General features: G+C 64.2%; 14 protein-coding genes. 3 read left to right on the top strand and 11 right to left on the bottom strand.

Annotated features, from left to right (window positions below):
* Positions 1 to 38: 38 nt before the first annotated feature.
* The 3 genes from coaBC to G9X68_RS07535 all read right to left on the bottom strand — a co-directional run bounded on the left by coaBC (position 39) and on the right by G9X68_RS07535 (position 3013).
* Positions 39 to 1244 carry a bifunctional phosphopantothenoylcysteine decarboxylase/phosphopantothenate--cysteine ligase CoaBC gene (coaBC, locus tag G9X68_RS07545; RefSeq protein WP_171601860.1) on the bottom strand — a complete coding sequence of 402 codons (1206 nt, stop codon included), beginning with the start codon at positions 1242 to 1244 and terminating at the stop codon, positions 39 to 41.
* A 116-nt stretch (positions 1245 to 1360) separates the two neighbouring features.
* A complete protein-coding gene (locus G9X68_RS07540; RefSeq protein WP_171601859.1) occupies positions 1361 to 2110 on the bottom strand; it encodes an SDR family oxidoreductase in 750 nt (249 codons plus the stop codon).
* 138 nt (positions 2111 to 2248) lie between these two features.
* Positions 2249 to 3013: an SDR family oxidoreductase gene (locus G9X68_RS07535; protein WP_171601858.1), complete on the bottom strand. Its 765-nt coding sequence runs from the start codon at positions 3011 to 3013 to the stop codon at positions 2249 to 2251.
* Between the two features lie 126 nt (positions 3014 to 3139).
* Between G9X68_RS07535 and G9X68_RS07530 the strand changes: the two genes are divergently transcribed.
* Positions 3140 to 4045, top strand: coding sequence for a LysR family transcriptional regulator (locus G9X68_RS07530; protein ID WP_171601857.1), 906 nt, complete (start codon positions 3140 to 3142; stop codon positions 4043 to 4045).
* Position 4046: 1 nt separating this feature from the next.
* On the opposite strand, the gene G9X68_RS07525 is transcribed toward G9X68_RS07530, so the two are convergent.
* Positions 4047 to 4925, bottom strand: a complete 879-nt coding sequence (locus tag G9X68_RS07525) for a LysR family transcriptional regulator (protein WP_171601856.1) — start codon at positions 4923 to 4925, stop codon at positions 4047 to 4049.
* Positions 4926 to 5016: 91 nt separating this feature from the next.
* Between G9X68_RS07525 and G9X68_RS07520 the strand changes: the two genes are divergently transcribed.
* Both G9X68_RS07520 and G9X68_RS07515 read left to right on the top strand, forming a co-directional pair.
* Positions 5017 to 6267 (top strand): MFS transporter, encoded by a 1251-nt coding sequence (locus tag G9X68_RS07520; protein ID WP_171601855.1) that lies wholly within the window; start codon positions 5017 to 5019, stop codon positions 6265 to 6267.
* Positions 6264 to 6650, top strand: coding sequence for a VOC family protein (locus tag G9X68_RS07515; protein ID WP_171601854.1), 387 nt, complete (start codon positions 6264 to 6266; stop codon positions 6648 to 6650). Before G9X68_RS07520 ends, G9X68_RS07515 begins: the two co-directional genes overlap by 4 nt.
* A gap of 136 nt (positions 6651 to 6786) precedes the next feature.
* Here the strand turns inward: G9X68_RS07515 and G9X68_RS07510 are convergent, their stop codons facing one another.
* From G9X68_RS07510 to G9X68_RS07480, 7 genes are read right to left on the bottom strand one after another with little or no spacing between them, the layout of a single operon-like run.
* On the bottom strand, positions 6787 to 7011 hold the full coding sequence (locus G9X68_RS07510; RefSeq protein ID WP_171601853.1) for an antitoxin: 225 nt from the start codon (positions 7009 to 7011) through the stop codon (positions 6787 to 6789).
* A 46-nt stretch (positions 7012 to 7057) separates the two neighbouring features.
* Positions 7058 to 8719, bottom strand: a complete 1662-nt coding sequence (locus tag G9X68_RS07505) for a thiourocanate hydratase (RefSeq protein WP_171601852.1) — start codon at positions 8717 to 8719, stop codon at positions 7058 to 7060.
* Positions 8720 to 8737: 18 nt separating this feature from the next.
* Positions 8738 to 9067, bottom strand: coding sequence for a TfoX/Sxy family protein (locus G9X68_RS07500; RefSeq protein WP_171601851.1), 330 nt, complete (start codon positions 9065 to 9067; stop codon positions 8738 to 8740).
* A gap of 3 nt (positions 9068 to 9070) precedes the next feature.
* Positions 9071 to 10168 (bottom strand): thiohydantoin desulfurase, encoded by a 1098-nt coding sequence (locus G9X68_RS07495; RefSeq protein WP_171601850.1) that lies wholly within the window; start codon positions 10166 to 10168, stop codon positions 9071 to 9073.
* The gene (locus G9X68_RS07490) at positions 10149 to 11429 is read right to left on the bottom strand and encodes a Zn-dependent hydrolase (protein WP_171601849.1); all 1281 of its coding nucleotides are present in this window, start codon (positions 11427 to 11429) and stop codon (positions 10149 to 10151) included. The genes G9X68_RS07495 and G9X68_RS07490 overlap by 20 nt, the downstream gene beginning before the upstream one ends.
* Positions 11426 to 12805: a dihydroorotase gene (locus G9X68_RS07485; RefSeq protein WP_171601848.1), complete on the bottom strand. Its 1380-nt coding sequence runs from the start codon at positions 12803 to 12805 to the stop codon at positions 11426 to 11428. The genes G9X68_RS07490 and G9X68_RS07485 overlap by 4 nt, the downstream gene beginning before the upstream one ends.
* Before the next feature lie 23 nt (positions 12806 to 12828).
* The gene (locus G9X68_RS07480; RefSeq protein ID WP_171601847.1) at positions 12829 to 14415 is read right to left on the bottom strand and encodes an aromatic amino acid lyase; all 1587 of its coding nucleotides are present in this window, start codon (positions 14413 to 14415) and stop codon (positions 12829 to 12831) included.
* Between the last annotated feature and the right edge of the window lie 54 nt (positions 14416 to 14469).

Genomic DNA, 14469 nt, shown 5'->3' with positions numbered 1-14469 from the left:
TCAGCTGAGCCGTTCGACGTCAGCCGAGCCGCTGGCGATCAGCGGAGCTGCTTGGCGATCAGTGCCGCCAGCCTTTCGGCAACCTCTTCCTTCGTCAGGTCAGGCCATTGCTCGACGCCGTCGCGGCGAATGAGTTTGACCCTGTTGTGGCTGCCACCCATGATCCCGGTCGCAGGAGAGACGTCATTGGCGACGATCAGGTCGGCGCCTTTTCTCTCGAGTTTCGCCTTCGCATTGCTTTCCACGTCCTGCGTCTCGGCGGCAAAGCCGATCACCAGCTTCGGCCGCATCGTGTGATGGCCGACGGTTTTCAGGATGTCCGGGTTCTCGGTCAGCGCCAGCGTCGGAATGGATTCGCCCGGATGTTTCTTCAGCTTCTGGTCGGCCGCCGAGGCGACGCGCCAGTCCGCCACCGCCGCGACCATCACGGCAATGTCGGCCGGCAGCGCCGCAAGCACGGCATCACGCATTTCCTCGGCCCTCTCGACATGCACGACATTGACGCCGACGGGGTCGGCGATCGTCACCGGCCCCGATACCAGCGTCACCTCCGCTCCGAGCTTTGCAAGGGCTGCGGCGATCGCATGCCCCTGCCGGCCGGAGGAGCGGTTGGCGATATAGCGCACCGGATCGATCGGCTCGTGCGTCGGTCCTGAGGTGACGATCGCCTTGCGTCCCTTGAGCGGCTTTTCTCCGTCGTCGAGCATGGTTTCGGCGGCAGCGACGATCTCCAGCGGCTCCGCCATCCGGCCAAGCCCCGCCTCCCGGCTTTCCGCCATCTCGCCGGCCATCGGCCCGACGAAGCGGATGCCGTCGGCTCTGAGCATCGCGGCATTCCGCCGCGTCGCCGGATGCGCCCACATGGCGGGGTTCATCGCCGGTGCCGCCAGCACCGGCCTGTTGGTCGCCAGAAGCACGGTTGAAGCGAGATCGTCTGCAATCCCGTTCGCCATCTTCGCCATCAGATCGGCAGTGGCAGGGGCGATCAGCACGAGGTCGCAGTCGCGCGCCAGCCGGATATGACCGACATCCTGTTCGTCGTGCCGCGAAAACAGATCGAGGAAGACATGGTCCGCCGCCAGCGCACCGACGGCAAGCGGCGTGACGAATTCCTGCGCGCCTTTGGTCATGACAGGGCGCACGCTCGCGCCGCGCTCGCGCAGCCGGCGGATCAGATCCAGGCTCTTATAGGCCGCGATGCCGCCCGAGATGATGAGGAGGATGCGTTTGCCGCTGAGAGCCATGGCCTTCTACCCGTTGCCTTTTCTGACCGCCCTCGACCCTAAGCCTTTGGCGGAGAACATGCAATCACGCGGGTGACAGGCATCGAAGCTGCTCTAGTCTCCGCCGCACTCGTGGGTCAGAGGTTGCTCATCCCGCCGTCGATGATGAGTTCGCTGCCGACGATATAGGCCGCCTCATCGGAGGCGAGGAAAACGATCGTCTTGGCGACTTCGCCGGGGGTTCCGAAACGGCCGACGGGAATCTGGGACTGGATCTGCGCAGTCATCGCCTCGGATTGGGCTTGCGAAGCGCCGAGCTTGCTGTAGAGCGGCGTGGCGATCGGACCCGGGCTGACGGCGTTGACGCGGATGCCGCGGCCGATGAGTTCGCCCGACAGGGTCTTGGCGAGCGTCAGCAATGCACCCTTCGTCAGCGAGTAGACGCTCGAGTTCGGCATGCCGATATGGGCGTTGATCGAGGTGTTGAGCACGATCGCGGCCTGCTTCGAAAAAATCGGCAGCAGCGACTGAATCAGGAAGAACGGGCCTTTGACGTTGGTATCAACCGACTTGTCGAAAGCGGCTTCGCTCCACTGTTCCAGCGGCCCAAATTCGGCGACCCCGGCGTTGACGAAGAGGATGTCGAGCGTCCCGAAAGCCTCTCTCACGCTATCGGCGACGGCCTTCTGGCCGACCGCATTGCCGGCATCGGCCTGGATGACGGTGGCTTTGCCGCCAAGTTCGGCGCGGGCCGCCTCGACGCTTGCCGCGCTGCTGCCGGTAACGACGACGCGGGCGCCCTCGGCGATGAATTGGCGGGCGGTCTCGAGACCGATGCCGCTGGTGCCGCCGGTGATGAGGGCTGTCTTGTTTTGCAGGCGTGACATGAGGACGTTCCTTTGATCGAATTTTGGGCCGCGGCCCGTTGTTGTTGTTGGATGGGAGAATGCTCTGAAAAAAGCGGCGCGATAAGCCGGCGTGTTGAAGGATCGTCAACCCGCAGCGGATAATCGCACCGCGCCGCCTCAGGTGCGGGTGATCGAAGCGCCGCCGTCGACCAGCGCGGCCGTGCCGGTGACGAAGCTCGCATCGTCGGAGGCGAGATAAAGCACCGAGCGGGCGAGTTCTTCGGGTGTCGCGACACGCTTCAGCGCATGCAGATTGGTGACGAAGGCCTGCTTCTCAGGCGTATCGTTCATGTCCCGATACATGTCAGTATCAACAGCACCCGGCAGGATGGCATTGACGCGCACGCCCTGCTGGCCGAATTCGGCGGCAAGCGCCTGCGTCAGGCCGATCAGCCCGGATTTGCTGGCGGCATAGGCGGCAACGCCGGGAAAGGCGAAGCTATAGCCGACGAAGGTCGAAGTGAAGATCACCGAGCCGCCGCCATTTTCCACCATTGCGCCGATCTGGTGCTTGGCGGCGAGGAAGGAGGCCGTCAGATTGATCGCCAGCGCCTCGCTGAAGCCTGCTTCCGAAACGGCAGTGCTCGCACCGGCTTCGCCGAGCGTGCCGGCATTGTTGAAGGCGATGTCGAGTTTGCCGTAATGCGTCACGGCGGCGGCGACCAGCGCCCTGTGATAATCTTCCGAACGCACGTCGCCGGCAATGGCGATGGCGTCGCCGCCCTCTGCCTTGATCTCCGCGACGAGGCTGTCGAGTTCGCCCTGGCGGCGGGCGCCGACGACGATCTTGGCGCCTTCGGCGGCGAAGAGCCTTGCCGTGGCGCGGCCGATGCCGGAGCTTGCGCCGGTGACGATTGCGACCTTGTTGTTCAAGCGGTTCATGGTTCCATCTCCTGCGTTTAAGGTGAGGCGGCCCCTGCCGTCCCTTTTGATGAGTGGAAGATGGCATTTTCCTCTCGTTCGGATTAGTCTCCAGATTGGGGAACTCGAATTCGGAAAAGCCGAACGATGATCAGGATCGAAGGTATTGCGGCTTTCGTCGCTGTGGTCGAGGCGGGCTCGGTCAGCGAGGCGGCCCGGCGCCTGCGGCTGTCCAAATCCGTCGTCAGCGAAAGGCTGGCGGAACTGGAGAAATCGCTGGGCGGCATGCTGCTGCACCGAACGACGCGCAAGCTCACTTTGACGGAGGATGGCACGGTCTTCCTTGGGCGCGCCGCGCGCATCGTGCGCGAGATCGAGGAAGCCGCGGCAGATATGGCCGAGCGGCGCGGAACACTGTCCGGACCGATCCGCATCGCCGCCCCCGTCACCTTCGGCCGCATGCATCTCGGTCCAGCGCTCTATCCCTTTCTTGCCGAACATCCCGAGATCGAACTGACCCTCGATATCGATGACCGGCGCGTCGATGCCGCCTCGGACGGCTATGATGCCATCATCCGCAATGGTCCGATCGCCGATAGCCGGCTGGTCGCCTGGAAGCTCGCGCATAGCCGCCGTCTTCTTTGCGCCTCGCCGGATTATCTCGCCCGCCAGGGAGTTCCGTCGTCGCTGGCTGATCTCGACAGCCATCGCGGCATCTTCTACACCAATCGCGGCGTTGCCGACTGGCGTTTCCAGACGCCTGAGGGCGCGATCGTCATCCGCGCGAAACTGGCGCTCGGCATCAACAATGGCGACATGCTCCGCGACGCCGCGATTGCCGGGCTCGGCATCGCGCTGCTGCCTGCCTTCATCGCCGGCCCGGCCATCCGCGAGGGCCGGCTAGCGGAAATCGATGTCGGCCATAGGCCGGAGGCCGAATTCATCTACATGGCCCATCCCGAAGGCCGAAATCCCTCGGCCAAGCTCCGCGCCATCGCCGATCACCTGAAAAAGAGTTTCGGCGATCCGCCCTATTGGGATCCGGCGGGTTAATTCATGAATTCAAGAGGCTCATCAGGTTCTCGGTGACCGGCGAGCGATGTGTTTTCAGGATTGCCAGCGCCAGGCGCGCCACGGCCGGCGGCCCCTCGATCGGCCGGTAGGCCACACCTTCGAGCTTGATCTGCGAAATCGAGGCCGGCACGATCGAGACGCCGAGATCGGCCGCCACCAGATTGACGACCGAGGAAATCTGCGGCGCCTCCTGTGCCACGGTCAGCTCGAATCCTGCCTTGCGGCAGGCAAGCACGACATCGTCGTAGAGGCTCAAGCCCACGAGCCGCGGAAAGAGGATGAAGGGTTCGTCCGCCAGCGTCGCAAGCGGCAGCTTGCTGTGCCGTGCCAAGGGATGGCTGGCGGGCAGGGCAATCACCATCGGCTCATCCGGCAGCCGCCGCAGCCGGATACCGGCGGGATCGTCCAGGCTGGGGCGCATGAAGCTGGCGTCGAGCTCGCCGCGTTCCAGCTTCTGCATCAGCGCCAGCGTATTCATTTCCGTCAGCGACAGCTGCACCTCCGGCCAGCGCGCACGAAAGCGGCGAATCGTCGTGCTGACCACGGGGTTGAAGGCGGAGGATGCGGTGAAGCCGAGCGACAGCCGGCCGGTCTCGCCGCGATTGGCGCTTTGCGCCGCAAGCTTCGCCTTTTCCGCCGCTGCCAGCGATGCCTTCGCCTCACCGAGGAAGGCCACGCCCGCCGCCGTCAATTCGGCCCCGTGCGGGACGCGATGAAACAGCGCCGCGCCCACTTCCCTTTCCAGGTCGCGGATCTGCTGGCTGAGCGGCGGCTGCCCGATGCCGAGCTTGCCGGCGGCACGGGTGAAATTGCCTTCTTCCGCCACTGCCAGGAAATATCTCAGGTGCCGCAACTCCATCGCCATCTCCAAAACATATCGAAATCGCCAGTGTCATATATTGGACAAATGGAGCGGCGTTGACTAGATCGGAGGTCGGAAGGATGAACACATGCCGACGTCAGCGCATGCCGCGAAGACCGCCGAGACAACCGCGATCCCAGGGCAAAAACACTACCTGATCCGTGGCACCGGCGCCTATCGCCGCGCCAGCCTGGCGCTCTTCCTGTCCGGCTTCTCCACCTTCTCGCTGCTCTATTGCGTGCAGCCGCTGCTGCCGATCTTCTCGCAGCAATTCTCCGTCAGTCCGGCCGAAAGCTCGCTGTCCCTCTCGCTCTCCACCGGTTTCCTCGCGGTCGCGATCGTCTGTGCCGCCGCCGTCTCGGAAGGCCTTGGCCGCCGCAGCCTGATGTCGATATCGCTGGTCGGCGCGGCATTGCTGACCATCGCCACGGCTTTTGCCCCGAACTGGCACCTTCTGCTCGTCATCCGCGCCCTGCAGGGCTTCGTTCTCGGCGGCGTGCCTGCTGTCGCCATGGCCTATCTCGCCGAGGAAATCGACCCGCGCGGCCTTGGCGCCACCATGGGCCTCTATGTCGGCGGCACGGCCTTCGGCGGCATGTCCGGCCGCGTGCTGACCGGCATCTTCGCCGAATATCTCACTTGGCGCCCGGCGCTTTTTCTCATCGGCGCCATCGGCCTTGCCGCCGCGATCGGCTTCATCGCCCTCTTGCCGCCGTCACGCAATTTCGCCCGCCGGCCGGGCTTCGATCCGCGCTTTCATGCAAAAGCCTGGCTCGGCCATCTGAGCAATCCGGCGCTGCCCTTCATCTTCGCCATCGCCTTCCTGGCGATGGGCTCCTTCGTGACTATCTACAATTATGCCGGTTTCCGCCTTGTGGCGCCGCCTTACGACCTCAATCAGACCGAACTCGGGCTGATCTTCACCGTCTATCTCTTCGGCATCGGCGCCTCTTCGATCGGCGGCCTGCTCGGAGACCGGATCGGGCATTTTTCCGTGCTTCTCTTCGGTCTGGCGCTCACCGCCGCCGGCAGCGCGCTGACGCTCGCAGCCTCGCTCCCGGTCATCATCCTTGGTATCATCGTACTCACAACCGGCTTCTTCATGAGCCATTCGATCGCCAGCGGACTTGTCGGCAAGCTGGCGCACGGCACCAAAGGCCACGCTTCGTCGCTCTATATGCTCGCCTATTATGTCGGCTCCAGCCTCATGGGTTCGGCGGGTGGCTGGTTCTACGCGGTTGAAGGCTGGGCCGCCGTCGTTATCTTCACGCTTGCCATGCTGGCATTGGCCTTCGCTTCCGCCTGTGTTGCACAGCACCTCGCGAGGAGAAAAGCATGATCCGCATAGACCGTCTCGACCATCTCGTGCTGACTGTCGCCGATATCGCCATCACCTGCGATTTCTATTCTCGCATCCTCGGCATGTCGGTCGAAACCTTTGCAGAGGGCCGCAAGGCGCTGAAATTCGGCGGCCAGAAGATCAACCTGCACCAGGCCGGTCATGAATACGATCCCAAGGCGAGACATCCCACATCCGGCTCCGGCGACCTCTGCTTCATCGCCGAGACACCGCTTGCCGACGTCATCGCTGATCTACAGGCCGCGGGCGTTGCGATCGAAGAGGGTCCCGTCGAGCGCACCGGTGCGACCGGACGTCTGCGCTCGGTCTATTTCAGAGACCCCGACGGCAACCTCATCGAAGTCTCCAATCTGATCGCCTGACGCGCTGCTCGGCTCCAGCCGATCCGTCGAAGATTTGCGGGTGTTTGCCCAGTTTTGCGACGAGACGATCGTTGCCCTTCATCATTTGGAATGACGGCATTCGCATAGAGCATATGTTTCATTTGAAGAAGCCGAGTTAGGATCGCTCCTGCGCAGCAGGCTGCTCTTCCGCCGCTGTTGCAAAGTCGGGATCGACCGGACCGGTCACATCGGCAAGCCAGTCCCAATCATCGGAAATCGGCTCGAGAATGATCGCACGCCCCTGCCGGCGAATGGTGACGCTATCGCCATCGAAGCGGAATTGCTTTGGAAGTCGGACGGCTTGTGAATCCCCCGACCAGAAGATCTTTGCTGTTTCCATGTCATGGCTCCCGACGAGTTGTGAAATGATACATAGCAATTTTTGATCAACCAAGCCGGATATAGGGCACGTCCTTCTTCGCCACCTCGTCCAGCGCCTCCTCGTAACCTGCGTCGGCGTAACGCATGACGCCGAGTGCGGTATCATTGGTCAGCGCATGGTCGAGCCGTTCGTCGGCGCCGTCCGTGCCGTCGGCGATGACGGTGACGCCGCAGCTTGTCATGTAGCCGGCATAGCCGCCGCCGCCGGAATGGACGACGACGAGATCGGCCATCGACGAGCAGAGCATCATCGCATCAATCAGCGGCCAGTCGGCGATCGCATCCGAGCCGTCCTTCATCCGCTCGGTCATGATATTCGGATGCGCCATGGCGCCGGCATCGAGATGGTCGCGCGAGAAGGCGACCGGGCCTTTGAGTTCGCCGCTCGCAACCAGCGCATTGACGCGCCGGGCGAGTGCCGTGCGTTCGCCATGGCCGAGCCAGGCGATGCGCGCCGGCAGCCCTTCGAAGGGCACGTGCTCTCGTGCCAGCCGGATCCAGTTGGTGATGATCTTGTTGTCGGGAAACATTTCGAGCAACAGGTCGTCAATCCGGGCAATATCGCTCTCCTCGCCTGACAGAGCCATCCAGCGGAATGGGCCGATCGCCCGCGCAAACAGCGGCCTGAGATAGGCTTCGGTGAAGATCGGAATGTCGAAGGCATTGGCGACGCCGCCCTCTTTCGCCTGTGTGCGGATCAGGTTGCCGTTGTCGAAGACTTCCGAGCCGCGCTTCTGGAATTCCAGCATCGCCGTCACATGGTCTACGATCGAGGCGCGGCTTGCCGCCATCAATTGCCCCTGGCCGTCGTCACGCAGGCCCTTGACCTGGTCGAGGCTCATGCCCTTCGGCACGTAACCGTAGACGAGGTCATGCGCCGAGGTCTGGTCGGTGACGATGTCGGGCACGATGCCGCGCCGGGCGATCTCGGGATAGACTTCCGCCGCATTGCCGACGAGCCCGACGGACAGCGCCCGCTTCTCCTTCACAGCCGCATCGATCATCCGAAGCGCGGTGTCGAGATCGGGGGCGATTTCCTGGAGATAACCGATCTGCTGGCGCTTGCGAGCGCGCTCCGGATCGATGTCGATGCAGAGGATCGCAGCCCCCGCCATACGGCCGGCGAGCGGCTGCGCCCCACCCATGCCGCCGAGGCCTGCCGTCAGCACAAACCGGCCGAGGAGATCGCCGCCGAAGCGCCGCTCGGCAATGCGCATGAAGATCTCGTAGGTACCCTGGATGACGCCCTGGCTGCCGATATATTGCCAGGCGCCGGCCGTCAGCCCGCCCCAGCAGATCAGTCCCTTGCGCTGCAGCTCGTAGAACACTTCGGCCTTTGCCCATTGCCCGACGATATTGCAGTTCGCCATGATGACCAGCGGCGCCTTGGCATGCGTTCGAACGAGCCCGATCGGCTTGCCGGACTGGATGAGCAGCGTCTGGTCCTCTTCCATCTCCGTCAGCGCCTTGACGATGCCCCTGTGCGCCGCCCAGTTGCGGGCCGCCTTGCCGAGAGCGGCATAGACGATCAGATTGTCGGGATCCTCGCCGACAGAGAGCACGTTTTCGAGCAGCCGCAGCAGCGCCTCCTGCCGCCAGCCCTTGGCGCGCAGTTCCGGCCCGCCGGGAATCGGAAATTTCGGATGACGTGGATTGGCCTTCGGCATCGTGGGTTCCTCGTTTTGCTATTTGCTCGGCAGCGATCCCACATAGGCGAGCGCCGCATCGAGCAGACGCCGTCTCAGAGCATCGTCGCCGTAAACCTCGGCATTGCCGCGCACCCAGCCATGCATCACCCGCTCGCCCGACAGCATCTGGATCACGCCCGGCAGCGCCAGCGCCCAGCCGTCATTGCCCTTGCCGAGGCGGATCAACATGCCGTCATGGCGCGCGCAGCAGAGAAGATTGCCGTTCAGCATGAAGGCCCAGCCGCCGAACATGGATTTTTCGGCGAGGCCCGGCCGCTCGCCGAGTTCCTCACGCATCAGTTCTTCCAGGCCGGAATCACGCGCCATGGCTCAGGCCTTCGTCGCCAGTGCATAGCGTGCGATCTCGATCCCCATCGCCTTTTCGACGACGGGATAGACGGTCGGATCGAGCACGCTTGCCGACAGCGGAATGATATCCATCGGCACATGCAGGATGAAGACATGCATGCCCTCCTTGAGCTGGCCGACGCTAAGCGGCTCGCCCTCCGGTGAAAGCGTGGTGATGACGGCGGGGAAGGTCGCTAGCCGCCCGCAACCCGCGTCGTCCACCGCCATATATTCGTTCATCACATGCAGCGTCACCGACTTTTCGCCCGAGCCGACGGTGATCGTACCGATGTCGAAGGCCTCCTTGGTGTAGACGACGTCCTTGCGGGTGATAATGCCTTCGGCAAGGATATGCCCACCCGTCGTCTTGCAGATCGCGTCGATGACGGCAGATCCGCCGCGCTTCTCCGCCGCGATGATCGCTTCGCCGAGCGCAAGCGCCATCGAGATGCCACCGAGCGCCGCATGGGTGCGGACATAGGAGGCCCGGAGCGGATTGCGGCAGCTGGCGATGAAGCCGCCGGATTGGTCGGCCGCAGCCCGCAGCACCGGCGAGATCTTCGCCGTCGCCCCCTTCACCACCAGTTCGATATAACGGTTTTCGGAACGATTGCCGCCGACGGCGGTCTGGATCATCTGCTCGGGCGAACCGGCCATGCCGATCGAGCCCATGTCGCCCGTCGGATGCGCGCGGATGTCGCCGACGGCGTCGACCACCTTGGTGCCGAGGATTGCCGACGGCAGCCAGCCGTTCAGCGTCGAGGATTTGCCGTTCTGGCCGATGATCAGCCCGGACAGCCTTTCGCCCAGCGCCTCCTGCAGCAATTGCACTGATTTCACATAGTCGATGCCCTGCATTTCCCAGGGGGTCGTGGAGGCCGGCGCGCCGATCGCGGCCGCAGTCGCGATCCACGCCTCGTCCTTCAACTCGTCGATCGAGACCAGCTCCGGCTTGCCGACATTGACGGCGGCAAGCCCAAGCATCCGCCCGTGATCGGCCCAGCCGCCGCCGCCGGCGGCGTAGACGGAGCCGCCCTTGACGGCAGCTTCCACGTCCTTCTCAACGAGTATGCGTCCCATTCGCCTTCTCCTGATTCAGGCTTTTGTCCATCTCGCGCACCGCTTCGAAAAGCACGGCAGCGCCGAGCGCGATATCGTCATTGTCAGCCCATTCGTCGGCCGAATGGCTGCGGCCTTCCCGGCAAGGCACGAAGATCATCGCCGCCGGCGCCACTTTGGCGATCCAGGCGGTATCGTGCCCCGCGCCGGAGGCCATGCGCCTGTGCTTCGCGCCGACCCGCTCGCAGGCAGCCTCCAACGTTGACAGCAGCCCGGCATCGCCAGGCGTCGGCAGATTGTCGGAAATCCGGTTCGGCGCCTTGATCGTCACGCTGTAGGCGCCCGCCAGCTTTTCGACATGGCCGTCGAGCCAGCGGCAGAAAGCCTCCATGTCGGCGCGGATTTCGGCACGGCCATCGATCAGCAGCACCACCTTCGACGGCACGACATTGGCGGCATTCGGCTCGATGCGGAATTCGCCGACCGTCGCTGCAAAATGCCCCGGCGTTTTGGCAAGCTCGGCGGCGGCATTGCGAATGTCGAGCACCAGCTGTGACGCCGCCACCAGCGCATCCGCCCGCCGGTCCATCGGCGTCGTGCCGGCATGGTCGGCCCGCCCTTCGACGGTGATCTCGATTCGGGTGATGCCTGAGATCGCGGTGACGACGCCGATATCCTGCTTTTCGGCTTCGAGCACCGGACCTTGTTCGATATGAAGCTCGAGAAAGCCTGCTATATCGGGTCTGTTCTGCTGCATCAGCACATCAGGTCTGCCACCGACCTGAGCGATGCCCTCGGCGAGGTCGCGCCCGTCGCTGACGCGCGAAAGCCAAGCCTCCGGCAATTGGCCGGTCATGCCGCGGCTGCCGATGCAGGAGACGCCGAAGATGCTGACTTCCTCGGCGAGGAAATCAACGATTTCGAGATCGTGATCGAGCTCGATACTCTGATCACCAAGCGCTCGCGCCACCTCCAGCGCCGAGATCACCCCGGCGATGCCGTCGAAGCGGCCACCGTCCGGCACCGTGTCGGAATGCGAACCGACCATGATCGTGCCGAGCCACGGTTTCCGGCCTGTCTGCCGGCCGACCAGATTGCCGGCGGCATCGATCCGCGTTTCCAGCCCCGCCGCCTTCATCCGCGCTTCGATATAGGCCCGCCCTTTGAGGAAGAGCGGCGAGAACGCCCGCCGCGTCCAGGGATGCCCCGGCTCGGTCATCCCGGCCAGCGCCTCGATGTCTTCGGCGATCCGGTCGGCATTGACGGGAAGATTGCGGCTCATGTGACGGCTCCCGCAATAAGCTGGCGCGGCAGCGGCCGCACGAAGCGCCCGGTGCCGGGCTCGGCCAGCACTTTTCCGCCCTCGGCGATCTTTTCGCCGCGCAGATAGGTGGCCGAGACGGTCCAGGGCAGGCGGATGCCGTTATAGGGGCTCCAGCCGACGACATTGTTGCCGCTCGCTGCGGCGTCATAGACGCTGTCGCGCGGCTCCAGCACGACGATATCGGCATCTTTGCCGGGCGTCAGCGCACCCTTGATATGGTCGAGCCGGAAATGCTTCGCCGGGTTCTCCGCCATCAGCATGGCGGCCCATGTCAGCGGAATGCCGCGTTCGATGGCACCTTTGACGAAAAGCGGCACCATTACCTCGAGGCCGGGAACACCGGAGGCGTTGGCAAGCATGTCGGGATTGGTCTTGCGGTTTTCCGACCAGCTGACGTGGTCGGTCGAAACCAGCCAGACATCGCCCTCGGCCACTTTCCGCCAGAGCCTCTCCACCTCGGCGCGCGGCCGCACCGGCGGATTGATCTTCGCCTTGCCGCCGAGCCGCTTCACGTCGTTTTCCTCGTCGAGCGTCAGGTAGTGGATGCAGCATTCGACCGTCGCCGCAAAGCCATCGCGGCGATAGGCGCGCGCGATATCGTAGCCGCGCCCGAGCGAGCAGTGCACCACATGGGCCGGGCAGCCGGTATTGGCGCCGGTCTCGAAGATCGTATGCATCGCCAGCAATTCGGTGATCGGCGGCCGCGACAGGCCGTGCGCCCGCCAGTCGGTGATGCCGCTCGCCTTCACCTGTTCCATGTAAGTGCGCACCGCCTCGTCGTCTTCATTGTGCACGCCGGCCGTCAGTCCCGTCGGCGCGATTGCCGCAAAGCAGGCGTCGAGCAGGGCCGGCGGAATGCGCGGAAAGCGCTTGGGGTCGGTGCCGAAGGTCGAGAACTTGAAGGCCGCAACGCCTGCCTCCACCATTTCGCGGATTCGCGCCGGTCCTTCTTCCGGATCGACGGTGCCGTAAAGCGCGAAGTCGACGCGCGCCTGCGGGCCGGCATGGTCGATCTTCCGCTTCACCGCCGCTGCCGAGCAGACGAGATTGCCTTCGTCATAGGGCATGTCGACGATTGTTGTCACGCCGCCGGCCGCCGCCGAGCGCGTCGACCAGATGAAATCTTCCTGGTCTTTCTGGGAAAGCGAATGCACTTGGGCGTCGATCGCCCCGGGCAGGATCAGCGCTTTTCCGAGCAGATGCCGTTCGCGGCCCGCAGGCGGCACACCGAGGCCGACCTCGGCGATTTTGCCGTCGCGCACGGCGACATAGCCCTCTTCGACAATGCGGTCCGGCAGCACCACTGTGCCCTGCAGAACGAGATCGAAGTCCATGCTGCTTCCTCCGTAACTGGAAATCAGACTGCTGCCGGCTCGTGATGGGTCAGCCGTTCCTCGATGCGCTCCAGCGAGCCGAGGGCGAAGAAATCGTCGAAGGAGGCGATTGGAACCTGCTCGGTCAGCTTCGTAACGAATTCGTCCGAACCAAGTTCCTCCTCGATCGCCTCCACTTCCGCCGAAAGCGGCCGGTCGACCGTATAGAAATCCGCATGTTTGCGCACGACCTCGTAGAGCATGGCGGCGACACCCTTCGGTTCATCGCCGAGAATATCGATCGCCTGGGCCGACAGCAGCGCCTCGAGGGCTGCAAGGCGCTTCAGCGCCCGCATCTGCCGGTCGAAGCGTTCGATGACGAGCGGCAGGAAGGCCGCCTCATCCTCGAGCCCGGCTGCGACGACCAGCGACTGGGCCGACACAGGATTGGACATCGAAAGCACGCGCGAGAAGATCTCGCCGGCAAGTTTGATGATCGGCCCGAAACCCGTGGCAATCCGCCCCGGCGGCACGAGATTGACCGGCAGGTCGCGCCGCTGGCCATTGCCGAGAATGACGCAGCGGTTGAAGGCGTTGCGCGCCGCATGCGCCATGCAGAGTGCTGCCGATTCGAGCAGGATCGTCACATCGAGCGGCAGCGAGCCGCCCGACGTCATCACCCGGCCTTCGACCACGACGGGATTGTCGTCCGAGCGCCCGGTGGCGGCAAGGATCTTGTGGCCGGTCGATAAGAGGTTCTCGATCACCGCGCCGAACACCTGGGCGATCATGCGCAGGCTGAGCGGGTCCTGCACATGCGTTGCCACAGGCCAGTTCCATTCGTCGGAGGCATTGCAGAGCCATGCGCCGATCAGCGCTTCACGCGCCGTTCCGACATGCCGGACCGCCTTCCAGGGATCGCGGGAAGCGCCAAGCGCGCCGGCCGCCATCATCGCCGTCGCCAGCAGGACGCGGATCGAGGCCGCGGCGTTGCGCGTCGTTTCCGCTGCCGAGGCAAAGCTCACCGCATTGATGCTGAGCGAGGCGAGGCTGTCGCGCGGCGCCATACGCATCGGTTCCAGCCCCGCCGCCTGGAAAGCCTCAGCCGCCTGCATCCGGTTGCCGCGATAGATCGCTTCGCCGACGCCGGTCAGCACCGCGCCGATCTGTCCCATCAGGCCGATATCCGCACAGCCGATCGAGCCGGTACGGCGCACGACCGGGATGAGATCGGCTTCGAGCATCCTGATATAGGCTTGGATCAGCTCCGGCGTGCAGCCGACCTGGCCGGTCAGCGCCGTGTTGATACGGATCGCCATGGCATTGCGCACGATATTGCAGGAAAAGGGGGTGCCGGTGCCGAAATGATGGGCGCGCACCAGGCCGAGATTGAAGGTGTCGAGTTCGTCGGCCGACCACTCCACATCCTTCATGGCGCCGACGCCTGTCGTCGAGCCGTAGACCGGCATGCCGGAGGCAATGGCATCCTCGACGATCTCGCGGGCGATCGCTATGCGGGCCATGCCTGTCGCCGAAGCGGAAATCGCAGCCTTGCCCGCACCAATCGTTACCATCTCGGCAAAACCGAGCGGTCGTCCGGAAAGTTCGATGCCAAGGCGTCCGTGCTTCATGTGCCTATCTCCTGAAAAGTGAGACTAAGCGAGCCCTCCGTCATATGGGATATC

The sequence above is a fragment of the Rhizobium changzhiense genome, from assembly GCF_013087625.1.
GTDB lineage: Bacteria > Pseudomonadota > Alphaproteobacteria > Rhizobiales > Rhizobiaceae > Rhizobium > Rhizobium sophorae.
The sequence above is the reverse complement of the archived record's forward strand: the minus strand, read 5'-3'. Positions and strand labels throughout refer to the sequence as shown.